The 25,220-nt window shown below is 67.6% G+C and carries 26 protein-coding genes and 1 pseudogene; 13 read left to right on the top strand and 14 right to left on the bottom strand.

Annotated features, from left to right (window positions below):
• The first annotated feature begins 8 nt into the window (after positions 1-8).
• Together ACTHQX_RS14915 and ACTHQX_RS14910 are read left to right on the top strand one after the other, a co-directional pair.
• Positions 9-431 (top strand): heat shock protein transcriptional repressor HspR, encoded by a 423-nt coding sequence (locus ACTHQX_RS14915; protein WP_440158251.1) that lies wholly within the window; start codon positions 9-11, stop codon positions 429-431.
• A gap of 141 nt (positions 432-572) precedes the next feature.
• Positions 573-3,281 (top strand): PEP/pyruvate-binding domain-containing protein, encoded by a 2,709-nt coding sequence (locus ACTHQX_RS14910; RefSeq protein ID WP_440158248.1) that lies wholly within the window; start codon positions 573-575, stop codon positions 3,279-3,281.
• A gap of 58 nt (positions 3,282-3,339) precedes the next feature.
• Here ACTHQX_RS14910 and ACTHQX_RS14905 read toward each other — a convergent pair whose 3' ends face one another.
• The 5 genes from ACTHQX_RS14905 to ACTHQX_RS14885 form a co-directional block, all read right to left on the bottom strand.
• A complete protein-coding gene (locus ACTHQX_RS14905; RefSeq protein ID WP_440158246.1) occupies positions 3,340-4,299 on the bottom strand; it encodes a D-2-hydroxyacid dehydrogenase family protein in 960 nt (319 codons plus the stop codon).
• A 94-nt stretch (positions 4,300-4,393) separates the two neighbouring features.
• Positions 4,394-4,786, bottom strand: coding sequence for a universal stress protein (locus tag ACTHQX_RS14900; protein ID WP_236805579.1), 393 nt, complete (start codon positions 4,784-4,786; stop codon positions 4,394-4,396).
• Positions 4,783-6,474 carry a tripartite tricarboxylate transporter permease gene (locus ACTHQX_RS14895; protein ID WP_440158243.1) on the bottom strand — a complete coding sequence of 564 codons (1,692 nt, stop codon included), beginning with the start codon at positions 6,472-6,474 and terminating at the stop codon, positions 4,783-4,785. The genes ACTHQX_RS14900 and ACTHQX_RS14895 overlap by 4 nt, the downstream gene beginning before the upstream one ends.
• Positions 6,475-6,978: a tripartite tricarboxylate transporter TctB family protein gene (locus tag ACTHQX_RS14890; RefSeq protein ID WP_236805572.1), complete on the bottom strand. Its 504-nt coding sequence runs from the start codon at positions 6,976-6,978 to the stop codon at positions 6,475-6,477.
• Complete coding sequence (locus ACTHQX_RS14885) at positions 6,975-7,985, bottom strand: Bug family tripartite tricarboxylate transporter substrate binding protein (RefSeq protein ID WP_440158241.1); 1,011 nt, start codon at positions 7,983-7,985, stop codon at positions 6,975-6,977. The genes ACTHQX_RS14890 and ACTHQX_RS14885 overlap by 4 nt, the downstream gene beginning before the upstream one ends.
• A 280-nt stretch (positions 7,986-8,265) precedes the next feature.
• Between ACTHQX_RS14885 and ACTHQX_RS14880 the strand changes: the two genes are divergently transcribed.
• Positions 8,266-9,840 carry a sensor histidine kinase gene (locus ACTHQX_RS14880; protein WP_440158327.1) on the top strand — a complete coding sequence of 525 codons (1,575 nt, stop codon included), beginning with the start codon at positions 8,266-8,268 and terminating at the stop codon, positions 9,838-9,840.
• Between the two features lie 12 nt (positions 9,841-9,852).
• Positions 9,853-10,521, top strand: coding sequence for a response regulator (locus tag ACTHQX_RS14875; protein ID WP_440158239.1), 669 nt, complete (start codon positions 9,853-9,855; stop codon positions 10,519-10,521).
• 27 nt (positions 10,522-10,548) lie between these two features.
• On the opposite strand, the gene ACTHQX_RS14870 is transcribed toward ACTHQX_RS14875, so the two are convergent.
• Positions 10,549-11,130: an adenylate kinase gene (locus ACTHQX_RS14870; protein ID WP_440158237.1), complete on the bottom strand. Its 582-nt coding sequence runs from the start codon at positions 11,128-11,130 to the stop codon at positions 10,549-10,551.
• Positions 11,131-11,281: 151 nt separating this feature from the next.
• Here ACTHQX_RS14870 and ACTHQX_RS14865 point away from each other — a divergent pair, with 151 nt between their 5' ends.
• Both ACTHQX_RS14865 and ACTHQX_RS14860 read left to right on the top strand, forming a co-directional pair.
• Positions 11,282-11,572, top strand: a complete 291-nt coding sequence (locus ACTHQX_RS14865) for a hypothetical protein (protein ID WP_440158235.1) — start codon at positions 11,282-11,284, stop codon at positions 11,570-11,572.
• Positions 11,573-11,797: 225 nt separating this feature from the next.
• The gene (locus ACTHQX_RS14860) at positions 11,798-12,001 is read left to right on the top strand and encodes a hypothetical protein (RefSeq protein ID WP_440158233.1); all 204 of its coding nucleotides are present in this window, start codon (positions 11,798-11,800) and stop codon (positions 11,999-12,001) included.
• A gap of 22 nt (positions 12,002-12,023) precedes the next feature.
• On the opposite strand, the gene ACTHQX_RS14855 is transcribed toward ACTHQX_RS14860, so the two are convergent.
• From ACTHQX_RS14855 to ACTHQX_RS14840, 4 genes are all read right to left on the bottom strand, one after another.
• The gene (locus ACTHQX_RS14855; RefSeq protein ID WP_440158231.1) at positions 12,024-13,283 is read right to left on the bottom strand and encodes an RNA polymerase sigma factor; all 1,260 of its coding nucleotides are present in this window, start codon (positions 13,281-13,283) and stop codon (positions 12,024-12,026) included.
• A gap of 58 nt (positions 13,284-13,341) precedes the next feature.
• On the bottom strand, positions 13,342-13,770 hold the full coding sequence (locus tag ACTHQX_RS14850) for a YciI family protein (RefSeq protein WP_440158229.1): 429 nt from the start codon (positions 13,768-13,770) through the stop codon (positions 13,342-13,344).
• Between the two features lie 155 nt (positions 13,771-13,925).
• Complete coding sequence (locus ACTHQX_RS14845) at positions 13,926-14,294, bottom strand: YybH family protein (protein WP_440158228.1); 369 nt, start codon at positions 14,292-14,294, stop codon at positions 13,926-13,928.
• Between the two features lie 98 nt (positions 14,295-14,392).
• The gene (locus ACTHQX_RS14840) at positions 14,393-15,244 is read right to left on the bottom strand and encodes a Rieske 2Fe-2S domain-containing protein (protein WP_440158226.1); all 852 of its coding nucleotides are present in this window, start codon (positions 15,242-15,244) and stop codon (positions 14,393-14,395) included.
• 107 nt (positions 15,245-15,351) lie between these two features.
• Here ACTHQX_RS14840 and ACTHQX_RS14835 point away from each other — a divergent pair.
• Positions 15,352-16,584: pseudogene (locus tag ACTHQX_RS14835) on the top strand (benzoate/H(+) symporter BenE family transporter).
• On the opposite strand, the gene ACTHQX_RS14830 reads toward ACTHQX_RS14835, so the two are convergent.
• Together ACTHQX_RS14830 and ACTHQX_RS14825 are read right to left on the bottom strand one after the other, a co-directional pair.
• Positions 16,581-17,438 (bottom strand): prephenate dehydratase, encoded by an 858-nt coding sequence (locus tag ACTHQX_RS14830; protein WP_440158224.1) that lies wholly within the window; start codon positions 17,436-17,438, stop codon positions 16,581-16,583. The pseudogene ACTHQX_RS14835 and the gene ACTHQX_RS14830 overlap by 4 nt on opposite strands.
• 68 nt (positions 17,439-17,506) lie before the next feature.
• The gene (locus ACTHQX_RS14825; protein WP_440158222.1) at positions 17,507-17,869 is read right to left on the bottom strand and encodes a cupin domain-containing protein; all 363 of its coding nucleotides are present in this window, start codon (positions 17,867-17,869) and stop codon (positions 17,507-17,509) included.
• A gap of 176 nt (positions 17,870-18,045) precedes the next feature.
• Here ACTHQX_RS14825 and ACTHQX_RS14820 point away from each other — a divergent pair, with 176 nt between their 5' ends.
• A complete protein-coding gene (locus tag ACTHQX_RS14820) occupies positions 18,046-18,573 on the top strand; it encodes a flavodoxin domain-containing protein (protein ID WP_440158220.1) in 528 nt (175 codons plus the stop codon).
• Positions 18,574-18,596: 23 nt separating this feature from the next.
• On the opposite strand, the gene ACTHQX_RS14815 is transcribed toward ACTHQX_RS14820, so the two are convergent.
• Together ACTHQX_RS14815 and ACTHQX_RS14810 are read right to left on the bottom strand one after the other, a co-directional pair.
• Positions 18,597-18,812 carry a sigma factor-like helix-turn-helix DNA-binding protein gene (locus tag ACTHQX_RS14815; RefSeq protein ID WP_440158218.1) on the bottom strand — a complete coding sequence of 72 codons (216 nt, stop codon included), beginning with the start codon at positions 18,810-18,812 and terminating at the stop codon, positions 18,597-18,599.
• 73 nt (positions 18,813-18,885) lie between these two features.
• On the bottom strand, positions 18,886-19,629 hold the full coding sequence (locus ACTHQX_RS14810; RefSeq protein WP_440158216.1) for a FadR/GntR family transcriptional regulator: 744 nt from the start codon (positions 19,627-19,629) through the stop codon (positions 18,886-18,888).
• Between the two features lie 212 nt (positions 19,630-19,841).
• Between ACTHQX_RS14810 and ACTHQX_RS14805 the strand changes: the two genes are divergently transcribed.
• The 5 genes from ACTHQX_RS14805 to ACTHQX_RS14785 all read left to right on the top strand — a co-directional run bounded on the left by ACTHQX_RS14805 (position 19,842) and on the right by ACTHQX_RS14785 (position 25,220).
• Positions 19,842-21,206, top strand: a complete 1,365-nt coding sequence (locus tag ACTHQX_RS14805; RefSeq protein ID WP_440158215.1) for an MFS transporter — start codon at positions 19,842-19,844, stop codon at positions 21,204-21,206.
• A gap of 148 nt (positions 21,207-21,354) precedes the next feature.
• Positions 21,355-23,133 carry a dihydroxyacetone kinase family protein gene (locus tag ACTHQX_RS14800; protein WP_440158213.1) on the top strand — a complete coding sequence of 593 codons (1,779 nt, stop codon included), beginning with the start codon at positions 21,355-21,357 and terminating at the stop codon, positions 23,131-23,133.
• Complete coding sequence (locus tag ACTHQX_RS14795; RefSeq protein ID WP_440158211.1) at positions 23,130-23,600, top strand: ribose-5-phosphate isomerase; 471 nt, start codon at positions 23,130-23,132, stop codon at positions 23,598-23,600. The genes ACTHQX_RS14800 and ACTHQX_RS14795 overlap by 4 nt, the downstream gene beginning before the upstream one ends.
• A complete protein-coding gene (locus tag ACTHQX_RS14790; protein WP_440158210.1) occupies positions 23,584-24,408 on the top strand; it encodes a triose-phosphate isomerase family protein in 825 nt (274 codons plus the stop codon). Before ACTHQX_RS14795 ends, ACTHQX_RS14790 begins: the two co-directional genes overlap by 17 nt.
• Positions 24,405-25,220: a sugar phosphate isomerase/epimerase family protein gene (locus ACTHQX_RS14785; protein WP_440158208.1), complete on the top strand. Its 816-nt coding sequence runs from the start codon at positions 24,405-24,407 to the stop codon at positions 25,218-25,220. The genes ACTHQX_RS14790 and ACTHQX_RS14785 overlap by 4 nt, the downstream gene beginning before the upstream one ends.

Raw genomic sequence — 25,220 nt, 5'->3', positions numbered from 1 at the left:
TGCCGGCCGTGGACATCAACTTCGATCAGCCGATCTTCGTCATCTCGGTGGCCGCCGAGCTCGCCGACATGCACCCGCAGACACTCCGCCAGTACGACCGGCTGGGCATCGTCTCGCCCAGTCGGGCGCCGGGCAAGTCCCGCCGCTACTCCCAGCGGGACGTGAACCGGCTCCGTGAGGTGCAGCGTTTGTCCCACGAGGGCGTCTCGCTCGAGGGGATCAAACGCATCCTGGAACTCGAAAACCAGGTTGCTGCCCTGCAGCACCGGGTGGCCGAACTGACCAACGAACTGGCCCGCCGTCGTCAGCCGCTGGAATCCCGGATCTTCGCCGCCGGCACCGCCGGCGACGTGGTGAGCCTGGCGCGCGGCCAGCGCCCCCGGCCCCGTTCCCAGGCCGTGGTGGTGTGGCGCCCGCGGGGCGACGTCTAGCCGGCTCCCCCGGCAGCCATTCCCGGTGGCCCGCCCCATTGCCAGAATCACGTGCAGTGCCAAAATAGGGTGCAGCGCTAGAACGGGGTCCCCAGCCGCAATGCCGCGGTCCCGGCTCCCGGGCAGAAGGGACGCAGGGTCATGACCTACATCAAGGACTTTGACCAGCTGGGACGCAGCGATGTGGACGAGGCAGGCGGCAAGGGCGCCAACCTCGGCGAGCTGGCCCGGGCCGGTTTTCCGGTGCCGCCGGGTTTTGTGCTCACCACGCCGGCCTACCAGGACTTCGTCAACGCAAACGGGATAGCCGGCCGCATTCTCGACCTCGCCGCGCTTCCCGCCGGAGCTTCGAACGACGACCACGAGGCCGCCGCGCGGCAGATCCGCTCCCTGTTCGCCGAGAGCACGATGCCCGAGGAGATAGGCGCCGAACTCCGCGCTGCATACGCCCGGCTGAGCCACCAGGCGACGGACCTGGGCGAAGAGGACGGTGCAGAGTCCAGCGGCGACTACGCCGCACGGGTTGCGGTGCGCTCCTCGGCCACCGCGGAGGACCTGGCCTCGGCCAGCTTCGCCGGCCAGCAGGACACATACCTGAACGTCACCGGGCCGGAGGCCGTCGCCGCCGCCGTCATCAACTGCTGGGCCTCGCTGTGGAATGCCCGCGCCATGGCCTACCGCGTACGGCACGGCTTTGATCCGTCCACGGTGCGCCTCGCGGTGGTGATCCAGGAGATGGTCGACGCCGGGGCCGCCGGCGTGCTGTTCACCGCCAACCCGGCCACCGGCCGCCGCGACGAGATAGTGATCAGTGCCGCCTGGGGGCTGGGTGAGTCCGTGGTCAGCGGGGCCGTCACCACGGACGACGTCATAGTGGATGCCGCGACGGGCCGGGTAGGGCAGCGCCGGACGGCGGACAAGACTGTCATGACGGTCTACGACGGAACAGGCACCAGGGAGCAGCCGGTGCCCGAAGATAAACGCCGGGCGCCCGTACTCGACGACGACGCGGCGGCCGCGCTGGCCCGGCAGGGAACGGCCATTGCGCAGCACTTCGGGGTGCCCCAGGACATCGAATGGGCGCAGGCGGCAGGGGACTTTTTCATCCTGCAGGCCCGTCCCATCACCGCGCTTCCGGAGCCCTCGGCCGATGCCCCGACGGAGTGGCCGCTGCCCTATCCGAACGGGATGTACTTCCGGGCCAGCATCGTGGAGCAGCTGCCGGACCCGTTGTCGCCCCTGTTCGCCGACCTCATCGACGGCGCGGTGGTGCGGTCCCTGAACGCCCTGCTCAACGAGGCATTCGGCAAGAGCGTGGTGCGGCCCGGGGACGTCTCGCTGCCCACGGTCAACGGTTACGCGTACTACTACTACAACAATGCCGGGATGCGGCGGGTCATGGGCAAATCGCTCACGGCGATGCGGGCGCTGGCCCAGGGCAAGGCCAACATGGGCATCAAGGGATGGCGCGACCACTCGCACCCGAAGTACCGCGGGCTCGTGAAGTATTGGGCGGCCAAACCGCCGTCGGACCGTTCCGCTTCTGAACTGCTGGAAGGCATTTCCGCGCTGCTGGACGCCGGAGCTGCCTATTACACCGCCGTGCAGTCCATCATCCCGATCGCCGCAACCAGCGAGATCATGTTCCGGAGCTACTACGACAAGCTCGTCCGGCGGCCCGGCGGCCCGTCCGCGGAGGTCTTCCTCGTCGGTTATGACAGCGAACCCATCCGCGCGGAGAAATCACTGTATGACCTGGCGGTGTGGACCCGCGAAAGGCCGCAGCTTGCCTCGGCCATCACGGAGGGACCGGCGGCCGGCATTGCCGAAGCTCTCCGCAGCGGTACGCTCCCGGCGGGTGTGGACGGTGTTGCGGGGGTAGACCAGGGCCAGTGGGACGAATGGCGTTCCCGCCTCCAGCGGCACTTGGACCGCTACGGGCACGCCGTCTACAACCTTGACTTCGTGAACCCTGTGCCGGCCGACGACCCCTCCGCCCTGCTCGAGACCCTGAGGTACTTCGTGCGGGGGCAGGGGAAGGATCCACATGAGCGCCAGCAGCGGTCTGCCGACCGGCGGGAGGAGCAAGGCCGGCTGATCAGCGCCAGGCTGGGGCCGCGACGCCGCGCCGTCTTCCGCAGGCTGCTGCGCTGGGCGCAGAAGGCGGCGCCCGTCCGTGAGGACGCACTGGCCGACGTCGGACTGGCCTGGCCGCTGATGCGCCGGATGCTGCTGGAGCTGGGGGAGCGGCTTACCGCCTCGGGCGTCATCGCCGCACCGTCCGACATCTTCTGGCTACGCCTCGACGAACTCCGCAACGCCGTCGACTTCGGCCTGGCTACGCCCGGCGCGGCGATCACCGGCACGGACGGGCCCGTGCGGGCAGAGGCCGTTGAGCAGCGCAAGATGCTGTGGCGTGGCCAGCGGAAAGCCGCGGCCCCGCAGCTGCTGCCCGAAAGCCGCTGGATGGAACGCGCGTTTGGCAGCATGATGCCCGCGCGGACCCAGCAACAGGCGGGCGACGTCATCACCGGTGTCGGCGCCAGCTCCGGACACGTAAGCGCACCGGCACGGCTGCTGCACGGCCCCGACGACTTCGCCAGCATGCAGCCGGGCGAGGTGCTGGTGGCACGCATGACCACTCCCGCCTGGACACCGCTGTTCGCGATGGCGTCCGGCGTTGTCACGGACGTTGGCGGCCCGCTGAGCCACAGCTCGATCGTCGCCCGGGAGTACGGCATCCCCGCCGTCCTGGGAACGGGCGTGGCCACCCAGCGCGTGACCAGCGGACAGCAGGTAAAGGTCGACGGCGACGCCGGCACCGTCACGCTCGACGGTTCCGTTAGCTGACCCCAACTGGGTAGCAGCACAGGGCGTTCTCAGAGCTGGGAACGCCCTGATGTGCTACCTAGTTGGGTGTCAGCACCCGGATCGGCGAGCCGTCCAGCCACGCCGCGACGTCCTCGAGTGCGCCGCCGAAGAAGGCCCGGTAGCTGGCGTCGGTCACGTATCCCAGGTGCGGGGCCAGCAGGGTCCGTGGCGCCCCGAGGAGGGGATGGCCGGCGGGCAGCGGTTCCTGATCGAACACGTCGAGCGCCGCCCCGCGTATCCACCCCTCATGCAATGCCGTGACCAGCGCCTGCTGCTCCACCAGGGGACCGCGGGCAGTATTCACCAGCACGCCGTCCGGGCCGAGCAGCCGCAGTTCACGTTCACCGACTATTCCCTCAGAACGCGGCGACAGCCGCAGATGCAGGGACACGACGTCGGACTCCCGGAAAAGCTCATCTTTGCCGACCTGCCTGGCGCCTGCCGCCGCGGCGGCTTCCTCGGTCAGGTTCTGGCTCCAGGCCAGCACCTCCATCCCGAAGGCGCGGCCGTAGCCGGCGATGCGCTTCCCGATCTTGCCCAGTCCCACAATTCCAAGGGTTTTGCCGGACAGTTCGAAGCCGACGCCGGTCTGCCAACGCCCGCTGCGCAGGCAGGCCTCCTCCTGGGTCAGGTTCCGGGCGAACGCCAGCAGCAGCGCCCACGTCAGTTCGGGCGCGGCTGTGGGGGAGCCGCCCGTTCCGCAGACGGTGATCCCCAGCCGTGAGGCTGCCTCCACATCGATCGAGGCATTGGCGGCGCCGGTGGTGACCAGCAGTTTCAGCCGGGGCAGCTTTTCGAGGACCCGGCCCGGAAAGGGCGTCCGCTCCCGCATGGCAATGATGATGCTGGCCTCCTGCAGCGTCTCCACAGCCTCAGCTTCAGTGGCGAGGTGCCGGTTGAACACGGTGACGTCCACGCCACGCTGTTCGAGGGAGCTCCAGTCCGCATAACTGTGGGCCACGCGCTGGTAGTCGTCGAGAATCGCGAGCTGGTGCATGCTGTCCTTCTGCCTTAAGACCAAAAGAGGCAGGAACCCGCCGAGCGCGGGCCCCTACCTCTTGAGGCTAGTCGAGTGGTGCCTGGTTATGGGATCAGCTGGCCTTGACGGCCAGCACCGGGCAGGATGCCTCCAGCAGGATCTGCTGCGCAGCACTGCCCATGATCAGCTTGCCCACGGGAGTGCGGCGCCGGAGGCCGATCACAATGAGTTCGGCCCGGTACTTCTCCGCAGCCTCCAGCACCTCGTTGGCCGCATCGTGGCCGCGCACCGGCTGCAGGACCAAATGCTCAATCCCTTCCCGGTCCAGCCGCTCCGTCAATGCGGAGATGTCCTCCGCCTGGGCGTAGCGCTTGTCAACGATGGCGTCTCCCCGGGAGGAGTTGATGATGACCAGCCGGCTCTGGCTCTTCTGCGCCTCGGTGATGGCCCGGTCCAGGGCTGCGGTGCCCTCGGCCGTGGGGATATAGCCGACAATGATGCTCACGATTTCTCCTGTCCGTGGTTGGCATGGGTGGCGTCCGAGCGGTGGCGCCCTGCATCAGGCCCCCGATCAGCGGGTGCCTCAGCAGCGGATCCCTCAACAGGGCGTCCCTCAACAGCAGGCGCCTCGACGGACGGTGCGGCAGCGGGTCCGGCGGCGGGTCCATCAACAGCAGGTCCGCCGGCCATGACGAGCCCGCCCGTCCGGGGACGCCGGGCGCGCCAGAGCTTCGCCGCCAGCGGCCACAGGAGTACCAGTGTCACGATGATGTAGACCACGACGGCGATCGGTTCGTTCCAGAGGCCGGACACGTCGCCCGCGCTCAGCTGCAGCGCTTGGCGGAGCTGCTTTTCGAGGCGAGGCCCCAGAATTACGCCGAGGATGAGCGGCAGGACGGGCAGCCCGTAGCGGCGCATCATAAAGCCGAGGGCGCCCAGGACCAGCAGGAGCATCAGGTCGAACGCCTGCAGGTTCACCGAGTAGGCGCCCAGTGTGGCGAAGAAGAGGATGCCTGCGTACAGGTAGGGGCGCGGCAGCCGAAGCAGCTTCGCCCAAACCGGGGCCAGGGGGAGGTTGACCAGCAGCAGCAGGAAGTTGCCGATGAACAGGCTGGCGATCAGCGCCCATACCAGCGGGCCTTCATTTTGGAACAGCAGCGGTCCCGGCTGGATGCCGAACTGGGTGAACGCGGCCAGCATGACGGCTGCTGTGGCGTTGGTCGGCAGGCCAAGGGCCAGCATCGGGGTCAGGGTGCCGGCTGCGGCCGCGTTGTTGGCCGCCTCGGGCCCGGCGACGCCTTCGATGGCGCCCTTGCCGAACTCCTCGGGGTGCTTGGAGAGCCGCTTCTCGGTGACGTAGGAGAGGAAGGTGGGGATCTCGGCGCCGCCGGCCGGCAGCGCGCCGAAGGGGAAACCGAGGGCAGTGCCGCGCAGCCACGGCTTCCAGGACCGCTTCCAGTCCTGCTTGCCCATCCACGGCCTGCCGACCGGGATGATCTGCAGCGGGGTGCGGCGCAGGTGCGCCGCCACCCACAGGGCTTCGCCGACGGCGAAGATCGCCACGGCGATCACGACGACGTCGAGGCCGTCGGAGAGCAGCGGCAGGCCGAAGGTGAGGCGGGCCTGGCCGGAGACGAAGTCGAGGCCGACGAGGCCGATTGCCAGACCGAGTCCGAGGGACGCGAAGCCGCGCAGCTTGGACGAGCCCAGGACGGCGGTGACGGCGAGCAGCGACAGGACCATGATGGCGAAGTAGCTTGGGGCGCCAAGGCTCACCGCGAACTGCACGACGATCGGCGCGAAGACCACAAGGAGCGAGGTTCCGATGGCGCCGGCGACGAACGAGCCGATGGCCGCCGTCGCCAATGCCTGGGCGGCCTTGCCGGCCTTGGCCATCAGGTTGCCCTCGATGGCGGTGATCACCGAGGACGATTCGCCGGGGGTGTTGAGCAGGATCGAGGTGGTGGAACCGCCGAACATGCCGCCGTAGTAGATGCCGGCAAACATGATGAACGCGCTGGTCGGTTCAAGGACGGTGGCCACCGGGAGCAGCAGTGCCACGGTCATGGCCGGGCCGATGCCGGGCAGGACGCCGACGGCGGTGCCCAGGATGACGCCGATCAGGGCGTACAGGAGGTTCATGGGGGTCAGCGCGGTCGCGAACCCGTCCATGAGTGAGGACAGGACGTCCATCTAGAGAATCCCTTCAAGGAGCCCGGCGGGAAGGGCAATGCCCAGGCCGAGGTAGAAGCCGTAGAAGGTCAGGAGCGCCAGAGCCAGGGAGATCAGTCCGTCGCGGACATAGTGGCGGCTTCCGAGCGCCCAAACGCTGCCCCAGAAGAGCACCGTTCCGGAGATGACCCAGCCGGCCCAGTCGATCAGCAGGATGTTAGCGATGAAGGCGCCGGCCAGAGGCAGGACGGTCTTCCAGTCGGCCGGGTGGGTCAGGTCGACGTCCTCGCCGGCCTCGGCCTCGCCGCGTCCGCCCCGGAGAACGTTTACTGCCAGCAGCACGGCGCAGATGAGCAGGAGTCCTCCCACGATCATCGGCAGGGCCTTGGGGCCCACCGGATCCGACTGGGAGTACGGCACAACCAGGCGCGCTGCGTCAATGAGGACCAGGGCGCCGACCGCCCCGAGCAGGGCTGCGACGCCCAGCTCGGAGCGGCCTTTGAGGCGGGAGGCCAAGGAGGTCACGCCAGGCCGAGCTTCGTCAGGACGTCGGCAACGCGCTTGTCCTGGTCGGTGAGGAAGGACTTGAATTCGTCGCCCGTGATGAAGGCGTCGGTCCAGCCGCGCGTCTTCAGCGTCTCCTTCCAGGATGCTGATTCATGCATCTTCTCCAGGGTTGCGATCAGGGCGTCGCGGTCGGCGTCGCTGATGCCGGGAGGGGCCACGATGCCGCGCCAGTTGCTGAAGACCAGGTCGATCTTGGATTCCTTGAGCGTGGGGGCGTCCACTCCCTCAAGCCGGTTCTCGCCGCTGGTTGCCAGGACGCGGATATCGCCGGCCTTGATCTGCTGGATGTATTCACCGGCGCCGGAAGCCGCGAAGCCCAGCTTGTTGCCGATGATTGCCGGAAGCAGGTCGCCGCCGCCATCGTAGGAAACGAAGTTGACCTTCTTGGCGTCGATGCCGACGGCACCGGCGAGCTGCATCGGCAGGAGGTGGTCCGGGCCGCCGGCCGAGGAGCCGCCGCCGACGCTGACCTTGGACGGGTCCTTCTTCCACGCCGTCACCAGATCGTCGATGGTCTTGTACGGCGAGTCCTTGGACACCATGATGGCGCCGGGCTCTTCGATGAGCCGGGCCAGCGGGGTGGTGTCGGTCAGCTTCGACTCGGACTTGTTGGTGTAGCTGGCGCCGACGACGCCAAGGCCCATGAGCATGGCGAGGTCGCCGTTGCCCTTTTCGTTGACGATGCGGGCCAGGCCAACGGTGCCGCCGGCACCGGCCAGGTTGAAGACCTCGGGGTTGGTGGCAAGCTTCTCGTCCTCGAGAACCTTCGCCGCGGCGCGCGCCGTGGTGTCGTAGCCGCCGCCGGGAGTGTTCGGCACCATGATGCGAAGCCCGGCAAGGGGTGCGGTGCTTGCTCCGCTCGTGGAGGGGCCGGCGGCAGTCTTGCCGGTAGCTCCGCAGCCGGACGCCATCAGGGCGATGCCTGCGGCTACTGCGGCCACGCGCAGTGCGCTCATTCCGCGCATGTTGTTCCTCTTCTCGTTTTTCGATCCATTTGATCGGGTGCCTCCGATGCTAGGCCCGAACGTGACGGGGCTCACGCTTGTGTAACCAGAGAAAGTTAAGTTCATTTCGTTCACGTTTCCGGCTCCCAACGAGGTTGCCCGCCGAGGCGTCCCGTAAGCGGTTCAGGCGCTGTGGACTCCGCGGAACACACCGCCCAAAGTCCGGTAGCGTGTCCCGTATAGTTCACCCCCACCCGCAAACCCACAGGAAGAACAGCAGCACATGACTCGACGGCGAGGAATGTCCCTTGCGGGGCAGTATCTTCGGCTGCAGCTCCTGATTGTGCTGGCCGTGCTGGTGGCCGTGGTGGCGATTTCGCTGGCCCAGTCGGCGGCAGCTTTTGAACGGGTCGAGGGCCGGCGTGCGCTCTCGGCTGCGGAGACGCTGGCTGCTACCCCCGCAGTCCGAAGCCTCCTGCCGGATGCCCAGCCGCAAAGCGGATCGGTGCTTCCCTCAGTGTCCGAGGCGGTGCGGACGATTTCGGGGTCCTCCCAGGTTGCGTTGGCCCGGTCCGACCGGACGATGGTGACGTCGTCGGATCCGTCGCTGGTGGGCCGCCAGCTGGAACTCGGCGATAGTGCGGTGATGTCCGGGCGGGCATGGACCGGGGTGGTCGGAACCGGGGCAGAGGAGGCCGTAGTGGCCCACGTTCCGGTGCTGGACGACGCCGGCAAGATGGTGGGGATCGCCGTCGTCGGCAGGAGCTACCCCTCGGTGCTCGAGCGGCTCGGCGACGTTGTCCCGAACCTGCTGACCTATCTGGGCGTGGCCAGTGTCCTGGGCGTGGCGGGCTCGTTCCTGTTGGCGCGCCGCGTTAAACGCCAGACGCTGGGCATGGAACCGGACGAGATCACCGGCCTCGTGGAGAACCGGGAAGCGATGCTGCACGGGCTCAAGGAAGGCGTGGTGGCGCTGGACCCCCAGCAGCGGATCACAGTGGTCAACGACAGTGCGCGGAGCCTGCTGGGTCTGCCGCACGACTGCGTCGGGAAGAACCTGGCCGCTCTCGAGGTGCCGCCTGCGCTGCGTGAGGTCCTCACCCAGGACCAGCCCGGCCCGGACCGGCTGGTCCTCGTGGGAGAGAAACTGGTGGTGTTGAACCGGATGCCGATGCGCTCGCACGGGCGCGTGATCGGCTCCGTCACCACCCTCCGCGACCGGACGGAGCTGGCTTCGCTGGAACGCGAGCTGGGCACGACGCGGACGGCCACCGACACCCTCCGGGCGCAGGCACACGAGTTCGCCAACCAGCTGCACACGATCTCGGGCCTGATCCAGATCGGCGAGTATGATGCCGTCGTCCAGTTCGTCAACGGCACGACGTCCAACCGGACCCGCCTGAACGACGACGTGACCAGCAGGATCGAGGACCCCGCCCTCGCCGCTCTGCTGATTGCAAAATCGAGCCTCGCCACGGAGCGCGGGGTTTCCCTGCAGCTAGCTGCGGAATCCCGGCTGGGCAAGGTGGATGAGGAATTGTCCCGTGACCTGACCACAGTGGTGGGCAACCTGGTGGACAACGCGCTCGACGCCGTCACCAACACCTCCGAAGCGAAGGTCGAGGTACATATCGGGGAGAACGACGGCGGCGTGCGGGTTGACGTGCGGGACTCGGGACCGGGGGTCCCGGTGGAGGTCATGGACGATATTTTCCGGCAGGGGTTCAGTACCAAAAATTCACCCGACGGCGGCCGCGGCTACGGCCTGGCGCTCGCCAGGGTGGTCTGCCAGCGGCGCGGCGGCCGGCTCGCGGTGCGGAACGACCACGGTGCGGTGTTTACGGCACTGCTGATGCGCAGAACTGCCGATGCTTAGGGAGGAGCGGCCTTGATCAAGGTACTTATCGTCGACGACGACTTCATGGTGGCCAAAGTCCACGCGGGCTTTATCCAGCGCACGCAGGGGTTTGCCGTCGTCGGGGTGGCGCATACGGGAGCACAGGCGGTGCTGGAGACCGAACGGCTGCAGCCGGACCTGGTGCTGCTGGACATTCACCTGCCCGACGTCAACGGCCTGGACCTGATGCACCAGCTGCGTGAAGTGGCGCCCGAGCTGGACGTGCTGGTGATCAGCGCTGCGCGCGAGGTGGAGACGGTGCGGAAGGCGCTCCGCGGCGGGATCGTGCACTACCTGATCAAGCCGTTTTCCCAGACCGACCTGCAGGAGCGGCTGCAGCACTACCGCACCACGTACCGGAGCCTCGATTCGTCCAAGGACGTGGCGGAGCAGTCGGACGTCAACCGCGTGTTTGGGCTGGAACGCGCGGACCGGCCGCTGCCGAAAGGCTGCAGCGCCGAGACCCTCCAGGTGGTGGAGAAGGCGCTGCGTGCCGCCGGCGGCGACGTGTCGGCCGCCGAACTTGCTGTGCAGGTGGGAACGTCGCGCGTCAGCGCGCGGCGCTATCTGGAGTACCTCAACGACGAGGGGCTGGTGGACGTGACACTCAAGTACGGCGTCGGACGTCCCGAGCGGAGGTATGTGTGGAAGGCGGCGTGAACGGCGCGCTGTTTAGGGCTGCGGCTTTCAGGGCTGCGCCCTGACCGTTTCGATGCCGTGAAGTGCGCTCACGGTGACCGCATCGATGTCCGCCGTGCCGTCGACGCTGACCAGCAGGCTGCGCCGGCCATAGCGGGCGATGACGGGCTCGGTTTCCTGCCGGTACAGCTCCAGCCGGTGGCGGATGACGTCTTCGGTGTCATCGCTCCGGCCCTCGGCCTCGGAGCGGAGCAGCAGCCGCCGGACGATCTCGTCGTCGTCGGCGGTAATTTCAACCACGGCATCGAGCCTGGTCCCGGTGGCGTCCAGGATGCCGTCGAGGTCGTCCATCTGGCTCACGGTGCGGGGGTAGCCGTCCAGGAGGAAGCCGTTCCTCGCGTCCCGTTCCTGCAGCCGGTCCCGCAGCATGGCGGTGGTGAGATTGTCCGGGACGAGGTTGCCGGCGTCGAGGAATTCCTTGATGTCCCGGCCCAAGGGCGACCCCTCGGAGAGATGTCTGCGGAACATGTCCCCGGTGGAGATCTCCGGGATGTGCAGCTGTCCGCTGAGCCGATGCGCCTGGGTGCCCTTGCCGGAGCCGGGCGGGCCGATGAGCAGGATGCGGGTCATGCTTTTTGGTCCGATCTGCGGGGAAGCGGATAGGGCCATTCTTCCGTCCCGGCCGCTCCTCCTGCAACGCCTCACCGGATCTTCGGGGTGTTCACAAGGCTGGCCACGGCCTCTAGGCTGGGACCCACCAGCGAACAAAAAGGAGCCCTGAATGTCCACTCCAGACGAAGAGCAGGCACCCGGCGTCGACGATGTCATTATTCCCCAAGAGGATGCGCTGCCCACTCCCACCCGCACGGGCCACGGAAAGATGCCGGAAGACATTGACGACGACGCGTTCGAGAGGGCCGCGGAGCAGGAGCGCGTCGCCGCAGGTCTGACAGACTATGCGCCCAGCGATGTACCGCCGGCCACCGACCCCCTGCCGCCGGAGGCGTCAGAGGCAGCCGATGCCGCCCAGCGCGGACTGCTGGAGGACGAAGGCGGCGAAGACCAGACCTGACACCCGGGGAAGGAACATCCACATGACCACGCTGCCGGACCGGCCCAACACCGCCCTGATGGTGCTTGATATGCAGAAGGGAGTCGTGGCCGAAGCCCACCAGCGGGACGCAGTGGTGTCCAACATCGCCGCGCTGGTGGACAGGGCCCGCGAAGCCGGGTCCCGGTCATCTGGGTCCGGCATTCCGACGACCGGCTGGAGCAGGGGAGCGAGGCCTGGGAGTACGTGCCCGAACCGGGACGCCGCGAGCAGGAACCGGTGGTGCACAAGTCGTTCAGCGACGCCCACACCACGGAGGACCTGACCGAATGGGGTGCCCCTCCGCCGGAACAGGTCATAGCCCACACGAACCTCTACTGGAAATACCATGGAGGGCCCGGCCGGACCGCTACGGTGGCAGAGACCAAGGACATCTCCTTCAGCGGCTGAACCGGGCAGACGGCGGTGCCGGTCAGGTGCCGGGTGCCGGTCCTAGGCCGGTGGCCCGGTCCTCCAAGAGCTCCCGTGTGCGTTGGTTCCTGGCCAGACCCGCCGCCGTCATGAACTCGGTGTGCGCCTCCCCGGTTCGCCCGAGCCGGACCAGCAGTTCCCCGCGGACGCTGGGCAGCAAGTGTGTTCCGCGCAGAGCCCCTCCGGCGGCGAGGCCGTCCACGATGGCCAGCGCGGCCGCCGGTCCGGTGGCCATGGATACTGCCACGGCCCTATTCAGTTCCACCACGGGGCTGGGAGCGATCCTGCCCAGCGCCTCGTAGAGCAGCACGATGCGCTGCCAGTCAGTGTTGTCGACGCTTGGCGCCATCGAGTGGCATTCGGCGATCGCGGCCTGCAGCGCGTAGTTGCCGCGGCCCCGGCCCAGCCCGTCGCAGCGGCGCAGGGCGGCACGTCCCCGGCCAATCTGGGCCCGGTCCCATCGGGTCCGGTCCTGGTCCGCCAGCAGGACCGGAGACCCGTCGGGAGTGGTGCGGGCAGGGAATCGGGAGGCCTGAAACTCCATCAGGCCCACCAGCCCGTGGGCCTCGGGTTCGCGGGGGACCAGCCCGGCCAGGATGCGCCCGATCCGCAGGGCCTCGTGGGCAAGGTCGGGCCTGATCCATGCATCTCCCGTGGTGGCGGCGTACCCTTCCGTGAACATCAGATAGACGACGCCGAGGACCGCTCCCAGCCGGGCTCCCCACTCGTTGGGCTCGGGAACCTCGAAAGGCACCCGCGCCGCCGCCAGCGTTTTCTTCGCCCGCACGATGCGCTGCTGCACGGTGGCGACGGGAACGAGGAACAGCCTTGCGATCTCCTCGGTGGTGAGGCCGCCCACCACCCGCAGCGTCAGCGCCATCTGCGCCTCCCGGGAGAGGACCGGGTGGCAGGCGGTGAAGACGAGCCGGAGCACGTCGTCCTCCAGCGGAACCCAGGCCACGCCGTCGTCGTCTTCCAGGTCCCGGGCGATGGCCCCGTACCGCTCCTCGAGCCGCTCGGAACGGCGCCAGGCGTCGATGGCCTTGCGCTTGGCGACGGCGGTGAGCCAGGCGGCAGGATTGTCCGGTGTCCCGGATTCCGGCCACTGGACCAGGGCCTCGGCCAGGGCTTCCTGGGCCAGATCCTCGGCGAAGCCAACGTCCCGGGTGGCACGGGCGAGGGCAGCGACGATGTGTGCGCCTTCGATACGCCACAGGGCATCAATCCGGCGCCGCACCGCAGCTCCCGCCTCGTCGCTCACCGCCTGCTCCGTTCCTGCTGGGTCTTCGCCCGGATCCCTCCGTTGCTCACCTGCCGGCTCAGGGCTGGTTCAGCTCTTGGCGCCACACCGCTTCCTTCTTGATGTACTCGTTGTCCGCAAGATCGGCGAAGTCGTCGGCCTCAGCAATCCGGCGCACCTCAAGCTTCGAACCGGGACCAAGCGGGCAGCGGCTGGCCCACTCCTTGGCCTCTTCCTTGGATGCCACCTGGACAATCCAGAAGCCGTTGAACAGTTCATGTGTTTCGCCGTAGGGGCCGTCCGTCACCACCGGAGGTTCCTCGTCGAAGTTGACCACGAAGGCCGAGCCTTCGGACAGGTCGGTCAGGCCCTCGCCAGCGAGCATGACACCGGCCTTGATGAGTTGCTCGTTGTAGGCGCCCATCTGGTTGAGGATCTCCTCGAACGGAACCTGCTTCGACGCTTCGATGGCTTCGTCCGTGGCGCGCATGATGAACATGTACTTCATGGTTCTCTCCTTGCGTTGACGCGGACGCCGTGTGCGTCCGTCTACTATCCCGTCGAACGGGCCCGGCGGAAATCGACAGGTCGCCGGAAAAATTTTTTGCGGGTTCGGTTCGGCCGGATTGCAGGCCGGACCCCGGCCTCGACCCGGACTACGATTCAGGCAGTGCCGAACGGGTTGTCGAGAACGATCTTCCAACCCTCGTGTCCTCTGCGCAGGACGTCGGCCGTAGTGCCGTGGAGGTCGACCTCGCTGCCGTCGGCCGCTGTGCCTTTGATGGCCCAGTCGGCGATGGCCAAGGCAAGGTCACCGATGACGTAGACATGGCGCGTAGTCAGACTGATAGGCAACCCTACCTGGAGGAATCCCATCATGGCGTTAACGCTGTCTTCGCCCGTGGTGGGCATGCCCGGCTGGGGGACAAAGACCGCATCCGGCTCGAACATTTCCAGCATTCCGTCGACGTCCCTGGCATTGAAGCGCGCCGCCCAGGCCATCTGCATGGCGTGCGGATCCGTTATTCCCATGGTGCCCTCCCCAGGACTCCTGCCGGTCTGAGGTGGGCAATCTATCAGCAGCGGGGTGCGGAAGCTAGGGGGAACTGCGCGTTCCCGGACGGTCTCAGCTAGCCGCGCCGGCGGACTTCGATCTGGCCGCCATTCACCCTGGCGTCATAGCTCGGCTGGGGCGTGGTTGCCGGCCCGCGGACTATATGGCCGTCCTCAAGCCGGAACATGCTGCCGTGCCAGGGGCAGGTGACGCAGCCGTCTGCGACTGTTCCCTCCTCGAGCGGACCTCCCATGTGGCTGCACACGCTGTCCAGGGCCAGGATCCGGGACCCGGAGCGGTACAGCAGAACCGAGACCTTGCCCGCGTCCACCTTCCGGTGCTCGCCGTCTGCAAGTTCGGACTCCGCCAGAACGGGCTTCCAGTCCCTCGGGCCGGTCCTGGCTGCCGTCTTGTTGACGTTGACTGCGTTGCCGAAAACGAGGTGGCCGCCGAGGAAACCGCCAAACATCAGTACCCCGAAGCCGGCCAGGCTGAGGGCTTTTCCCATGGTCCGGCTGCCGGAGGCCCGGGCCACTGCCGAGGACGAGAACAGGCAAAGCGCCGATCCGTTGGCTACGGCATGGACCAGCCCCACCCGCCGTGACTTTCCCTGCGTGTCGGACCAGTCGTTGAGGCCGGCGGCTGCGGTTGGAACGGCCGTTGCAATTCCGACGGCGACCAGGATGTCGGCGGCCGGCTCGGAAGCGGGCCCGCCCACGGTGTCCAGGACGGTGGCCATGGTCCAGGCCCCGATGGGGAAATCGGTCAGGACGGGATGCAGCGGATGGCCCAGCGACGTGCCGCTGAGCGTATTGCGGACAGGCCGCGGCTGGACGGCTTTTCCAACGGCCTTGGAGATGGCGGACGCCACCCCGTCCAGCCGGTCGAAGTGTTCGATGGCATCAACTAGCGCGTGCAGCGGGTTCATGGTGGACTCCTTCGGCCTGGCAGTCAGGACAGGTGGTGCACCAGTCTGCATCGCCGGGGGCACGATGACAAGATGCCGGCAGACAGTCTCCGGTAACGTACTTTCACATGCCGCTGTCATCGCCCCAACTATCCCGCCACCCCGTAACCCCTGATTCCGAGGGGCTGGTAAGGCCGGTCATGGCGGGCATAGTGACGGCGCTTGTGGGCTTCACCTCGACCTTCGCCGTGGTCCTCTCCGGCCTCCGTGCCGTCGGGGCAAACCCGCAGCAGGCGTCGAGCGGCCTCCTGGCCCTCTGCCTGATGGTCGGCGCCGGGGTGGTGCTCCTCGCCTGGCGGAGCCGGACCCCGGTGACCCTCGCCTGGTCCACGCCGGGGGCCGCCCTGCTGGCCGTCGCGGGAGTCCCCGACGGTGGGTGGCCGGCCGCCGTCGGCGCCTTTCTGGTGACCGGGGTTCTGATCGCTGTGACCGGACTCGTCCGCCCTTTGGGGCGGCTGGTCAGCAGCATCCCGACACCCCTGGCGCAAGCCATGCTGGCCGGGGTACTCCTGCCGTTGTGCCTCGCCCCGGTGGAGGGCCTGCAGAGCGCTCCGCTGCTGGTGGTCCCGCTGTTGCTCTGCTGGCTGGTGCTGGCACGGTTCGCGCCCCGCTGGTCGGTCCCTGGTGCGCTGGCCGTCGCGCTCGCCGGCATTCTGGTTCAGCTGGCCGTTGAAGGACGGGCCGTGCCGACGGCGGGCCTGCTGCCGGCGATGGTGTGAACAGCGCCTTCCTGGTCGCTCGGTGCGGTGGCGGGCATCGCACTGCCGCTGTACATCGTCACCATGGCGTCCCAGAATGTGCCCGGGGTGGCGGTGCTGGGGTCCTTCGGTTACCAGGCGCCGTGGCGGGTCTCCATGCTGGTCACCGGTACCGGCACGCTGCTGGCCGCGCCGTTCGGCGGCCACGCCATCAACCTTGCCGCGCTCAGCGCCGCCCTGGCCGCCGGGGAGGAAGCAGGCGCGGACCGCGGCCGGCGCTGGGTGGCAGGTTTCGTGTCGGGTCTGGCCTACCTGGTCCTGGGAACCTTCTCCGCGGGGCTCGCCGCCCTGGTGGCTTCGGCTCCTCCGGGGGTGCTGGAAGCCGTCGCCGGACTGGCCCTGCTGGGCACACTCGCCGGCTCAATCGCGTCAGCGCTGGCTGAGCCGGGCGAGCGGACAGGCGCCGTGGTGACCTTCCTCGTCGCCGCCTCAGGGCTGAGCTTCCTGGGAATCGGGGCGGCGTTCTGGGCCCTGCTGGCGGGGCTCCTGGTTCGAGAGGTCCTCAAGGTCCGGAACCGGCCGCAGGGCAAGACTGCGGCTTAGTTGCTGGCCGCCCGCTCTGTTCTGTGGTCTGCGGCCGGGTAGACCCCGAGGATCCACAGTTCGGTGGTGAAGAAGCCCAATTCCTCCAAGGCCAGGCTGAGCGGCAGGTCCTCGGGGTGGCCTTCGACGTCTGCCATGAACATGGTCGCGGCAAACTCGTTACCCACCATGTAGCTTTCAAGCCGGGTCATGTTCACGCCGTTCGTGGCGAAGCCGCCCAGTGCCTTGTAGAGCGCAGAGGGAACGTTCCGGACACGGAACACGAAGCTGGTGACTGCAGGTCCGGGCAAGGCTTCCCGGGCCGGCAGTTCCGTCTCCCGGGCCAGGACCACAAAGCGGGTGGTGTTGGAGGGGTCGTCCTCGACCGCTGAGGCCAGGACCTCCAGTCCGTAGAGTTCGGCAGCGAGCGGCGGCGCGAGGGACAGCTTGGTGGGATCGTTCCACTCGCGCACCTCGCGGGCTGACCCGGCGGTATCGCCGGCGATCACGGGTTTGAGCCCGGCCGCGCGGATTAGCTTCCGGCACTGGCCCAGAGCGTGAATGTGGCTGTGGACCTCGGTGGCCCCCTCGATGGTGCTGCCCGGGATGCCTAGCAGGTCGAAGTGGATGGGCAGGAAGAACTCTCCCACGATCTGCAGGCCCGAGTGTGGCAGCAACAGGTGGATGTCGGCCACCCGGCCAGCGATGGAGTTCTCGATCGGGATCATGGCCAGATCCGTCTCGCCGCTGGACACCAGCTCGAACGCGTCCTCGAAGCTGGCGCAGGGAACGCTCTCCAAGCCGGGGTACATCTGCTTGCAGGCTATGTCTGAGTTGGCGCCGGGCTCACCCTGGAACGCAATTTTCTGGGCCATGCTCCGTATGATGTCACGCCCGGTGCCGCCTCACCCAAACGCGGGTTGGCGCGGCACCGGCGTGCTGCTCACCTCTTCGCGTAGTCCGAGAACCCCTGCCAGTCGATTACCACGCAGGCTTCATCGCCCACGGTCCAGGCATCATGTCCGGGCTGAATGATGCCGAAATCGCCCGGCCCGAACTCCATTTCCTCGCCGTCATCCATGACCACCTTCATCCGGCCGGAGATGAAGTAGCCCATGTGGGCAGCCTGGCAGCTGTCGGTTCCTGAGATCGGTTTTACGTGCTCGGACCACCGCCATCCCGGCTCGAACGTGGCACGGCCGACGCCGCCGCCCTCCATGTTGACCAGTTGGAGTTGACCCTTGCCGTCCTCAAACGGTCGGGTCTCCTCGGGCGAGTCAAAATTTTTGCGGATTAAACCTGGCATCTGGACCTCCTGTTGTGGATATTTCTGCTCCGGGGATGAAGGCTTGAATTGCAGTTGCCGCTGCTTGTTATGCCACGTTGTAGGCCTGCCCGGACGGCATGTCAAGGACCGGATACATACGCCTCTTCCGCTCGCCGGAATTTCTGCCACGCTTGAGATCGGAAGGGAGTTTCCCCATGTCCGTCCTGGTTGCCTATGCAAGCGCGTTCGGGTCCACGGCCGAGATCGCGGAGCGCATTGCCTCGCGTGTGCGGGATGCCGTGAACGACGTTGAGTGCCGGCCGGTGGGCGACGTCGAGGCCGCTTCCGGGTACGACGCCGTCATCCTGGGCAGCGCCATTCATAACCAGGAATGGCTGCCCTCGGCCGTGTCCTTTGTCAGCCGTTTCTCCGCTGAGCTGGAGGGGATGCCGGTGTGGTGTTTCAGCGTGGGAATGTCCGATGGACTGCCCCAGTTTCTTCGCGCGCGCGGGGCAGCGCTGCAGCAGGAACGCCTGGCACAGTATCTGCTGCCACAGGTCCCGCTTCGAGACCACAAACTGTTCTCCGGCGTCTACCAGGCTGCCCAGATGCCGGCCGTGCTCCGGGGCTTGTTCCGTCTTACCGGCGGGAGGTTTGGCGACCTCCGTGACTGGGACGCCATCGACGCCTGGGCCGGCGAGGTCAGTGCGCAGCTGGCCGCACCTCCCGCGCCCGGCCCTTAACGCCCCGACCGATGGCCGCGTGGCTACGGAAGGCTCTGGGCAGCGCTGCGTTGGTCAAGGAGCCGGCGCAGGGCCCGCAGCGCGGCAAGCGCCCGGTGGTTTACCGAGTCGGCGGGAATACCCAGCTGCACCGCCGCTTCGGGCACCGTGAGCCGGCAGTAGTGAAGTGCCACCAGGACGTCCCGCTGCTCGCTCTCAAGCTTCGTCAGGGCTTCCCGGATTCCGTGGTCATTGAGCATGGGATCAGACTCGCGTCGCGGCCTTCGAGAATTCCTAGGGACGCACCCCCACAGTTGGGCAGCATCGCGCGCCCTACTGGGCGGCGTCAAACCCCGCGAGCAGCCGCCGGGTGGCAGTCTGCATGTGTGAACGCATGGTAGCCGTGACGGCACCGGGATCATGGGCTTCGAGGGCGGTGAAGATGTCGCGGTGTTCCTTCAGCGCCGCGGCCGCGTGGCCTTCGTCCGTAAGCGCCCGGTCCACCCAGATGCGGAGCAGCGAGCGGATGCTTTGCAGCAGCTCGCGGAGCACCTGGTTACCCGAACTGGTGGCGATCTCCCGGTGGAACGCGGCGTCCGCCTCGACGAACGCGGCCAGGTCCTCGAGGTTGTCTTCCATGGTCTGCAGGTTGGCGCGCATGCGGTCCAGCGCCGCATTGTCGATGCGTTCAGCCGCCAGCTGCGCCGCCTGCACCTCGAGCCCGCTCCTCAGCTCCACCAGCTCGCGGGTGCGGGGAGCGCCCAGCATGAGCCCCCAGCTCAGGGTCCGGGGCAGCAGTTCGGAGACGCCGTCCCGCAGATACGTGCCGGAGCCTGGCCGCACGATCACGATGCCCAGGATCTCCAGGGCTGCCAACGCTTCGCGGACTGCGGACCGGCCGACGCCGAGGGATGCGGCAAGCTTCCGTTCGGCAGGAAGCCTGGTGCCAGCCGCTATGTCTCCGCTGGTGAAGTAGGCCAGCAGGCGTTCCGCGACCTCGGATACCACCGACCCCTGTTCCATGGGGCCAAGGGCGGCGCTGATCTTGGCCGTGGCGGCTGCGGAGTTATCGGACATCTTCAAAGGGTAGCAACCGGCTGACCAATTTCCGGGGCCGGCGGTGAAGCGCAGGACAATCCATCAACCGGTTGACCAATTCACCTCGACGGTCCTATGGTTGATGTCACAACGCGTAGCCAATGCCGGTCTCCTCCGGCGGACGGCATTGAGACAACCCCCAGGCATCCAGAGCAGGACGCGGCCGGGGTAACCAATATCTAGGAGTCAATGTGGACACCACACAATCGGTGGTCGAGAGATCTGCAATCAGGAAAGTGGCTATCCGGCTGGTGCCGTTCGTCGCTTTGATGTTCTTCATCAACTACCTGGACCGCACGGCCATCTCCTTCGCCGGCCCCAACGGCATGAACACCGACCTCGCGCTCTCCGCGGCTCAGTTTGGCTTCGCTTCCGGCGTCTTCTTCATCGGCTACATCCTGCTCGAGGTCCCCAGCAACCTGGCCCTGCACAAGTTCGGCGCCCGGCGTTGGCTGGCCCGCATCATGGTGAGCTGGGGCATCGTTTCGCTCCTGTTTACCTGGGTCGGAAACGTTGAGCAGCTCTACATCCTGCGCTTCATCCTCGGTGTGGCCGAGGCCGGCTTCTTCCCGGGCGCCATCCTCTTCCTGAGCCTCTGGGTTCCGGCCCGGCACCGCAGCAAGATCCTTGCTCTCTTCTACCTGGCCCAGCCGCTGACCACCGTCATCGGTGCCCCGCTCGCCGGCCTCCTCATCCAGCAGCACGGCCTCTTCGGCCTCGCAGGCTGGCGGGTCATGTTCTTCGGCGTTGCCGTCCCCGCCATCATCATCGGCATCATTGCCTGGTTCTACCTCGCTGACTCCCCGGCCAAGGCCAAGTGGCTCACGTCCGAAGAGAAGACCTGGCTGACCGGTGCCCTGGAGAAGGAAAAGAAGGAAACCGCTGCCAGTAACAAGCACGTCAGCGTCCGCACGGTATTCGGCAACGGCCGCGTCTGGATGCTTGCCGCAATTTACTTCGGCTTCATCTATGGCCTCTACGCACTGGGCTTCTTCCTCCCCACCATCATCGCCGGCTTCGAAGGCATTTACGGCGCCAAGTTCGATGTCTTCCAGAAGGGCCTGATCACCGCGATCCCGTACCTGCCGGCAGCCATCGCCCTGTACTTCTGGTCCAAGGACGCCACCAAGCGGGGCGTCAAGACCTGGCACATCGCCATTCCTGCCCTGGTCGGCGGACTCAGCATCCCGCTGGCCCTGTTCGCCGGGTCCCCGGCAGCCACCATCGCCGTCATCACCATCACGGCCATGTCCATCTTCGCCGCGCTGCCCAACTTCTGGACCGTTCCCACGCAGTTCCTCACCGGCGCAGCCGCCGCGGCAGGCATCGCCCTGATCAACACGGTCGGCAACCTGGCTGGCTTCAGCGCCGGTTACATCACCGGTTGGCTTAAGGACTTGACCGGAAACTACACCGTCCCGATGTTCGTCGTCGGCGGCTTCATGCTCCTGTCCTGCGTCCTGATGGTGGCGCTGAGCCGCTCCGGCAAGGTCAGTGAGGGCATCGCCGCCGAGGCGCTGGACCCCACGGGCGCCGGACACCACTCCGAGCCCTAAGCGCGGCCCACCCAACCGACTCGCAGTTGTTGTCGTTTTGGACGGCCATAATGACAACAACTGCCAGTCAGCTGGGTCACCACAACCCCGAGGCGGCTTCAACCGCAGCTTCCCAAGACTTCCACTGATAGGCCCAGGAGAAACCGGAATGACCCGCTTGTTCAATGAACCCGCAGCGTTCGCTGATGAGATGATCGAGGGCTTTGTCGCCTCCCACGGCCGGTGGGTCCGTCGCGTGAGTGGCGGGGTGGCCCGCAGCACGAAGAGCACCCCGGACACGGTGGCACTGGTGATCGGCGGCGGTTCCGGGCATTATCCGGCGTTCGCCGGGCTGGTGGGCCAGGGCCTGGCGCACGGTGCCGCGATGGGCAACCTCTTCGCGTCCCCGTCGGCGCAGCAGGTTTACAGCGTGGCCAAGGCCGCTAACAACGGCGCCGGCGTCCTGCTGGGCTACGGCAACTACGCCGGCGACGTCCTGCACTTCACCCAGGCACAGGAGCGCCTGCGCCGTGAGGGCATCGACTGCCGCAGCATCGCCGTCACCGACGACGTCTCCTCCGCCCCGCTGGCCGAGCGGGCGAAGCGGCGCGGCATCGCGGGGGACCTGACGGTCTTCAAGGTCGCGGCCGCCGCCGCCGAGGCCGGCTACGGCATGGACGCCACGGTGGAAATCGCCGAACGCGCCAACGACCGCACCCGGTCCTTCGGCGTCGCGCTCACCGGCTGCACCCTTCCCGGGGCCGAGACCCCGTTGTTCACCGTCCCCGAGGGCCGGATGGCCGTGGGCATGGGCATTCACGGTGAACCCGGCATCGATGAAACCGACGTCCCGACGGCGGACGAGCTCGCCGAGCTGCTGGTGGCCAAGCTCCTCACCGAGGTCCCGGAGGGGCTTGCGTCGCCTCGCGACACCAACGAACGTGCGCGGGTGGTGCCGATCCTCAACGGCCTGGGCAGCGTCAAGTACGAGGAACTGTTCGTGGTCTACCGCCGCGTCGCCCAGCTCCTGGCCGAGGCCGGCCTGGAAGCGGTTGACCCGCAGGTCGGCGAGCTGGTCACCAGCTTCGACATGGCCGGCACCTCGCTGACCCTCTTCTGGCTCGACGAGGAACTGGAAACCCTCTGGAAGGCACCGGCCGACGCGCCTGCCTTCCGCCGCGGAGCCGTCACGGCCGCTGCCCTCGACACTGCTGCCCTGAACGCCGACGAACTGTCCGCCGAAGCCACGGTCATTCCGGAAACAACGGACGAGTCGCGTGCGGCTGCGGTCCGTGTCCTGGCCGCCCTCGCCGCCGCCAAGGACGTCGTCGACGCCAACGTCGAGGAACTGGGACGCATCGATGCGGTCGCCGGCGACGGCGACCACGGCATCGGCATGGAGCGCGGTGTCCGGGCCGCGGTCGAGGCCGCAACGGACGCCGTCGAACGCGGCGCCGGCGCGGCCACCACCCTGCACCTGGCCGCCGATGCCTGGGCCGACCGGGCCGGCGGCACCTCCGGTGCGCTCTGGGGCATGGCCCTGCGGGCAGTCGGGGACGCGATCGGGAACAGCAACACGCCCGACGGCGGTGCTGTCGCCACCGGAGTGGCCGGGGCCGCCGCCTCGATCATGGGCTTTGGCAAGGCCAAGGTGGGCGACAAGACCCTCGTGGACGTGCTGGTTCCGTTCCGCGACGCCCTGTCCGCCGGCGTCGGCTCGGGGCAGTCCCTCACCGACGCCTGGGGCGCTGCCGCCACGGTGGCCCAGCAGGCGGCAGAGGAAACCGCCAACCTGCTGCCCCTGATGGGCCGGGCCCGCCCGCACGCCGAGAAGAGCCTCGGCACCCCGGACGCCGGGGCCGTCTCCATGGCGCTGATCGTCCGCGCCATCCACAACACCCTCGCCGAGGCGAAAGCTGCAGCAACCACCACTAAGGAGAACGCATGAGCGTCAAACTGCGCCTGATCGTCGGTTCCGATGACGCAGGATTCGAGTACAAGGAAGCCCTGAAGGCGGACCTGGAAGCCAGTGAACTGGTCGAGTCCGTGACCGACGTCGGAGTGGACGCCACCAGCCACACCCCGTACCCGTCCGTGGCCATCGCCGCCGCCGAACTCATCGCCGCCGGCAAGGCCGACCGCGCCCTGCTGGTCTGCGGCACGGGCCTGGGCGTGGCGATCGCGGCGAACAAGGTTCCCGGCGTCCGCGCCGTCACCGCGCACGACAGCTTCTCCGTTGAACGCTCGGTCCTGTCCAACAACGCCCAGGTCCTCACCTTCGGCCAGCGCGTCGTCGGCCTGGAACTCGCCCGGCGCCTGGCCAAGGAATGGTTGACGTACACCTTTGATGAATCCTCGGCCTCCGCCGAGAAGGTCACCCTGATTAAGGACTACGAAGGTGTCACTTCCTGCTAACCCCTCCGCCGCCGGCTCCGGGCACCCGAAGGCGATCATCGGCGTCAGCCTGAAGATGTACTTCGGCTACGAGCGCACGCTGGACTGGTGCCGGGACGTGGCCGCGATCGCCTCGGCCCACCCTGCCGTCCGCCGCGGCGACATTGAACTGTTTGCCCTGCCCGCCCACCCGGTCCTGCCCGAATGCGCGCGGATCCTGTCCGCCGCCGGTGCGGCAGCCGGTGCCCAGGACATCTTCTGGGAGGACGAGGGCGCCTTCACCGGCGAGGTCAGCGGCAAGATGGTGGCCGAAACCGCCGGCCGGTACGCCGAGGTGGGCCACGCCGAACGGCGCCGCATCTTCGGGGAGGACGACGACGTGATCGGGCTCAAGACCGCGGCGGCCTACCGCAATGGCCTCACCCCCGTGCTGTGCGTGGGCGAACCCGGCCGCGGCACCGCGGCGGACGCCATCAAGCACTGCATCCGCGAAATCGACGGCGTCCTGAACCGCGCCGGCAGCCTGGGTAGCACCGGGCGCACCATCGTGGCGTACGAGCCGCAGTGGGCCATCGGAGCACCCGAACCGGCCTCGCCGGAGTTCATCAGCGACGTCATCACCGGGCTGGACGCCCACCTGCGCAGCCGGCCCGGCCAGGAAGACAGCCGGGTCATCTACGGCGGCAGCGCCGGCCCCGGCCTCATCAGCCAGCTCGGCCCCGCCGTCGCCGGACTGTTCCTGGGCCGCTTCGCCCACAACCCGGCAGCCGTCCGCGACATCCTGGACGAGGCCGCAGCCCGCCTCGGGCTCCTGGAGGTGGCAGCATGAGCCGGATTGGGCAGGGTTCAAGAATCGGGCTCAGCAGTTACGCGTTCTTCTGGCAGCTCTCGGACCAGGTCAGCAAGCCGCTCAGCATCCATGAAGCGCTGGAGCGGACCGCGGCGCTGGGCGTGGACCTGTTCCAGATCTGCGACTACGCACCGCTTGAAACCATGAGCGACGACGACCTGCTGGCCGTGCGGGCCACCGCGGACTCGCTCGGGATCAGCCTCGAGCTGGGCACCAAGGGCATCCGGCCGGCGCACCTCCGGAAGTTCCTGCACATCGCCAGGATCCTGGGCGCACCCCTGCTGCGGACCATGTTCAACGTCCCGGGCCACACCCCGACGGCGGACGAGGCCGTGGAGATCTTCACCGAGGTCCTGCCAGAGTTCAAGGCCGCCGGAGTGAAGATCGCCATCGAAACGTATGAACAGGTCCCCACCTCCCGGATCCTGGAGGTCGTGGAGCGCGTCGGAAGCCTGTACCTGGGCGTGTGCAGCGACCCGGCCAACACCGTGGCGGCCCTGGAGTCCCCGCGTGAGGTGATAGACGCCGTCGCACCCCACGTGCTGAACATGCACATCAAAGACTTTGCGTTCAGCCGCAAGGAGGGGTGGGTCGGATTCACATACTCCGGCGCACCGCTCGGCGAAGGCCTCCTGGACTACGACTACATGGTCCGGAAGCTTCAGCCCAAAGAAAGAAACATCAACCAGATCGTCGAACACTGGCTGCCGTGGCAGGACTCCGAGGACGAGACCATCCGCCTCGAAAACCAGTGGACCCAGCAAAGCCTCGATTTCCTAAGGAGCAAATGA

This window comes from Arthrobacter sp. SAFR-023 (assembly GCF_051965295.1).
Lineage (GTDB): Bacteria > Actinomycetota > Actinomycetes > Actinomycetales > Micrococcaceae > Arthrobacter.
The sequence above is the reverse complement of the archived record's forward strand: the minus strand, read 5'-3'. Positions and strand labels throughout refer to the sequence as shown.

Coding starts and splice junctions, on each gene's coding strand:
- ACTHQX_RS14910 (WP_440158248.1), top strand. CDS start 573: ATGACCTACATCAAGGACTTTGACCAGCTGGGACGCAGCGATGTGGAC.
- ACTHQX_RS14905 (WP_440158246.1), bottom strand. CDS start 4,299: ATGCACCAGCTCGCGATTCTCGACGACTACCAGCGCGTGGCCCACAGT.
- ACTHQX_RS14895 (WP_440158243.1), bottom strand. CDS start 6,474: ATGGACGTCCTGTCCTCACTCATGGACGGGTTCGCGACCGCGCTGACC.
- ACTHQX_RS14885 (WP_440158241.1), bottom strand. CDS start 7,985: ATGCGCGGAATGAGCGCACTGCGCGTGGCCGCAGTAGCCGCAGGCATC.
- ACTHQX_RS14880 (WP_440158327.1), top strand. CDS start 8,266: ATGTCCCTTGCGGGGCAGTATCTTCGGCTGCAGCTCCTGATTGTGCTG.
- ACTHQX_RS14870 (WP_440158237.1), bottom strand. CDS start 11,130: ATGACCCGCATCCTGCTCATCGGCCCGCCCGGCTCCGGCAAGGGCACC.
- ACTHQX_RS14865 (WP_440158235.1), top strand. CDS start 11,282: ATGTCCACTCCAGACGAAGAGCAGGCACCCGGCGTCGACGATGTCATT.
- ACTHQX_RS14850 (WP_440158229.1), bottom strand. CDS start 13,770: ATGAAGTACATGTTCATCATGCGCGCCACGGACGAAGCCATCGAAGCG.
- ACTHQX_RS14845 (WP_440158228.1), bottom strand. CDS start 14,294: ATGGGAATAACGGATCCGCACGCCATGCAGATGGCCTGGGCGGCGCGC.
- ACTHQX_RS14840 (WP_440158226.1), bottom strand. CDS start 15,244: ATGAACCCGCTGCACGCGCTAGTTGATGCCATCGAACACTTCGACCGG.
- ACTHQX_RS14830 (WP_440158224.1), bottom strand. CDS start 17,438: ATGGCCCAGAAAATTGCGTTCCAGGGTGAGCCCGGCGCCAACTCAGAC.
- ACTHQX_RS14825 (WP_440158222.1), bottom strand. CDS start 17,869: ATGCCAGGTTTAATCCGCAAAAATTTTGACTCGCCCGAGGAGACCCGA.
- ACTHQX_RS14820 (WP_440158220.1), top strand. CDS start 18,046: ATGTCCGTCCTGGTTGCCTATGCAAGCGCGTTCGGGTCCACGGCCGAG.
- ACTHQX_RS14815 (WP_440158218.1), bottom strand. CDS start 18,812: ATGCTCAATGACCACGGAATCCGGGAAGCCCTGACGAAGCTTGAGAGC.
- ACTHQX_RS14810 (WP_440158216.1), bottom strand. CDS start 19,629: ATGTCCGATAACTCCGCAGCCGCCACGGCCAAGATCAGCGCCGCCCTT.
- ACTHQX_RS14800 (WP_440158213.1), top strand. CDS start 21,355: ATGACCCGCTTGTTCAATGAACCCGCAGCGTTCGCTGATGAGATGATC.
- ACTHQX_RS14795 (WP_440158211.1), top strand. CDS start 23,130: ATGAGCGTCAAACTGCGCCTGATCGTCGGTTCCGATGACGCAGGATTC.
- ACTHQX_RS14785 (WP_440158208.1), top strand. CDS start 24,405: ATGAGCCGGATTGGGCAGGGTTCAAGAATCGGGCTCAGCAGTTACGCG.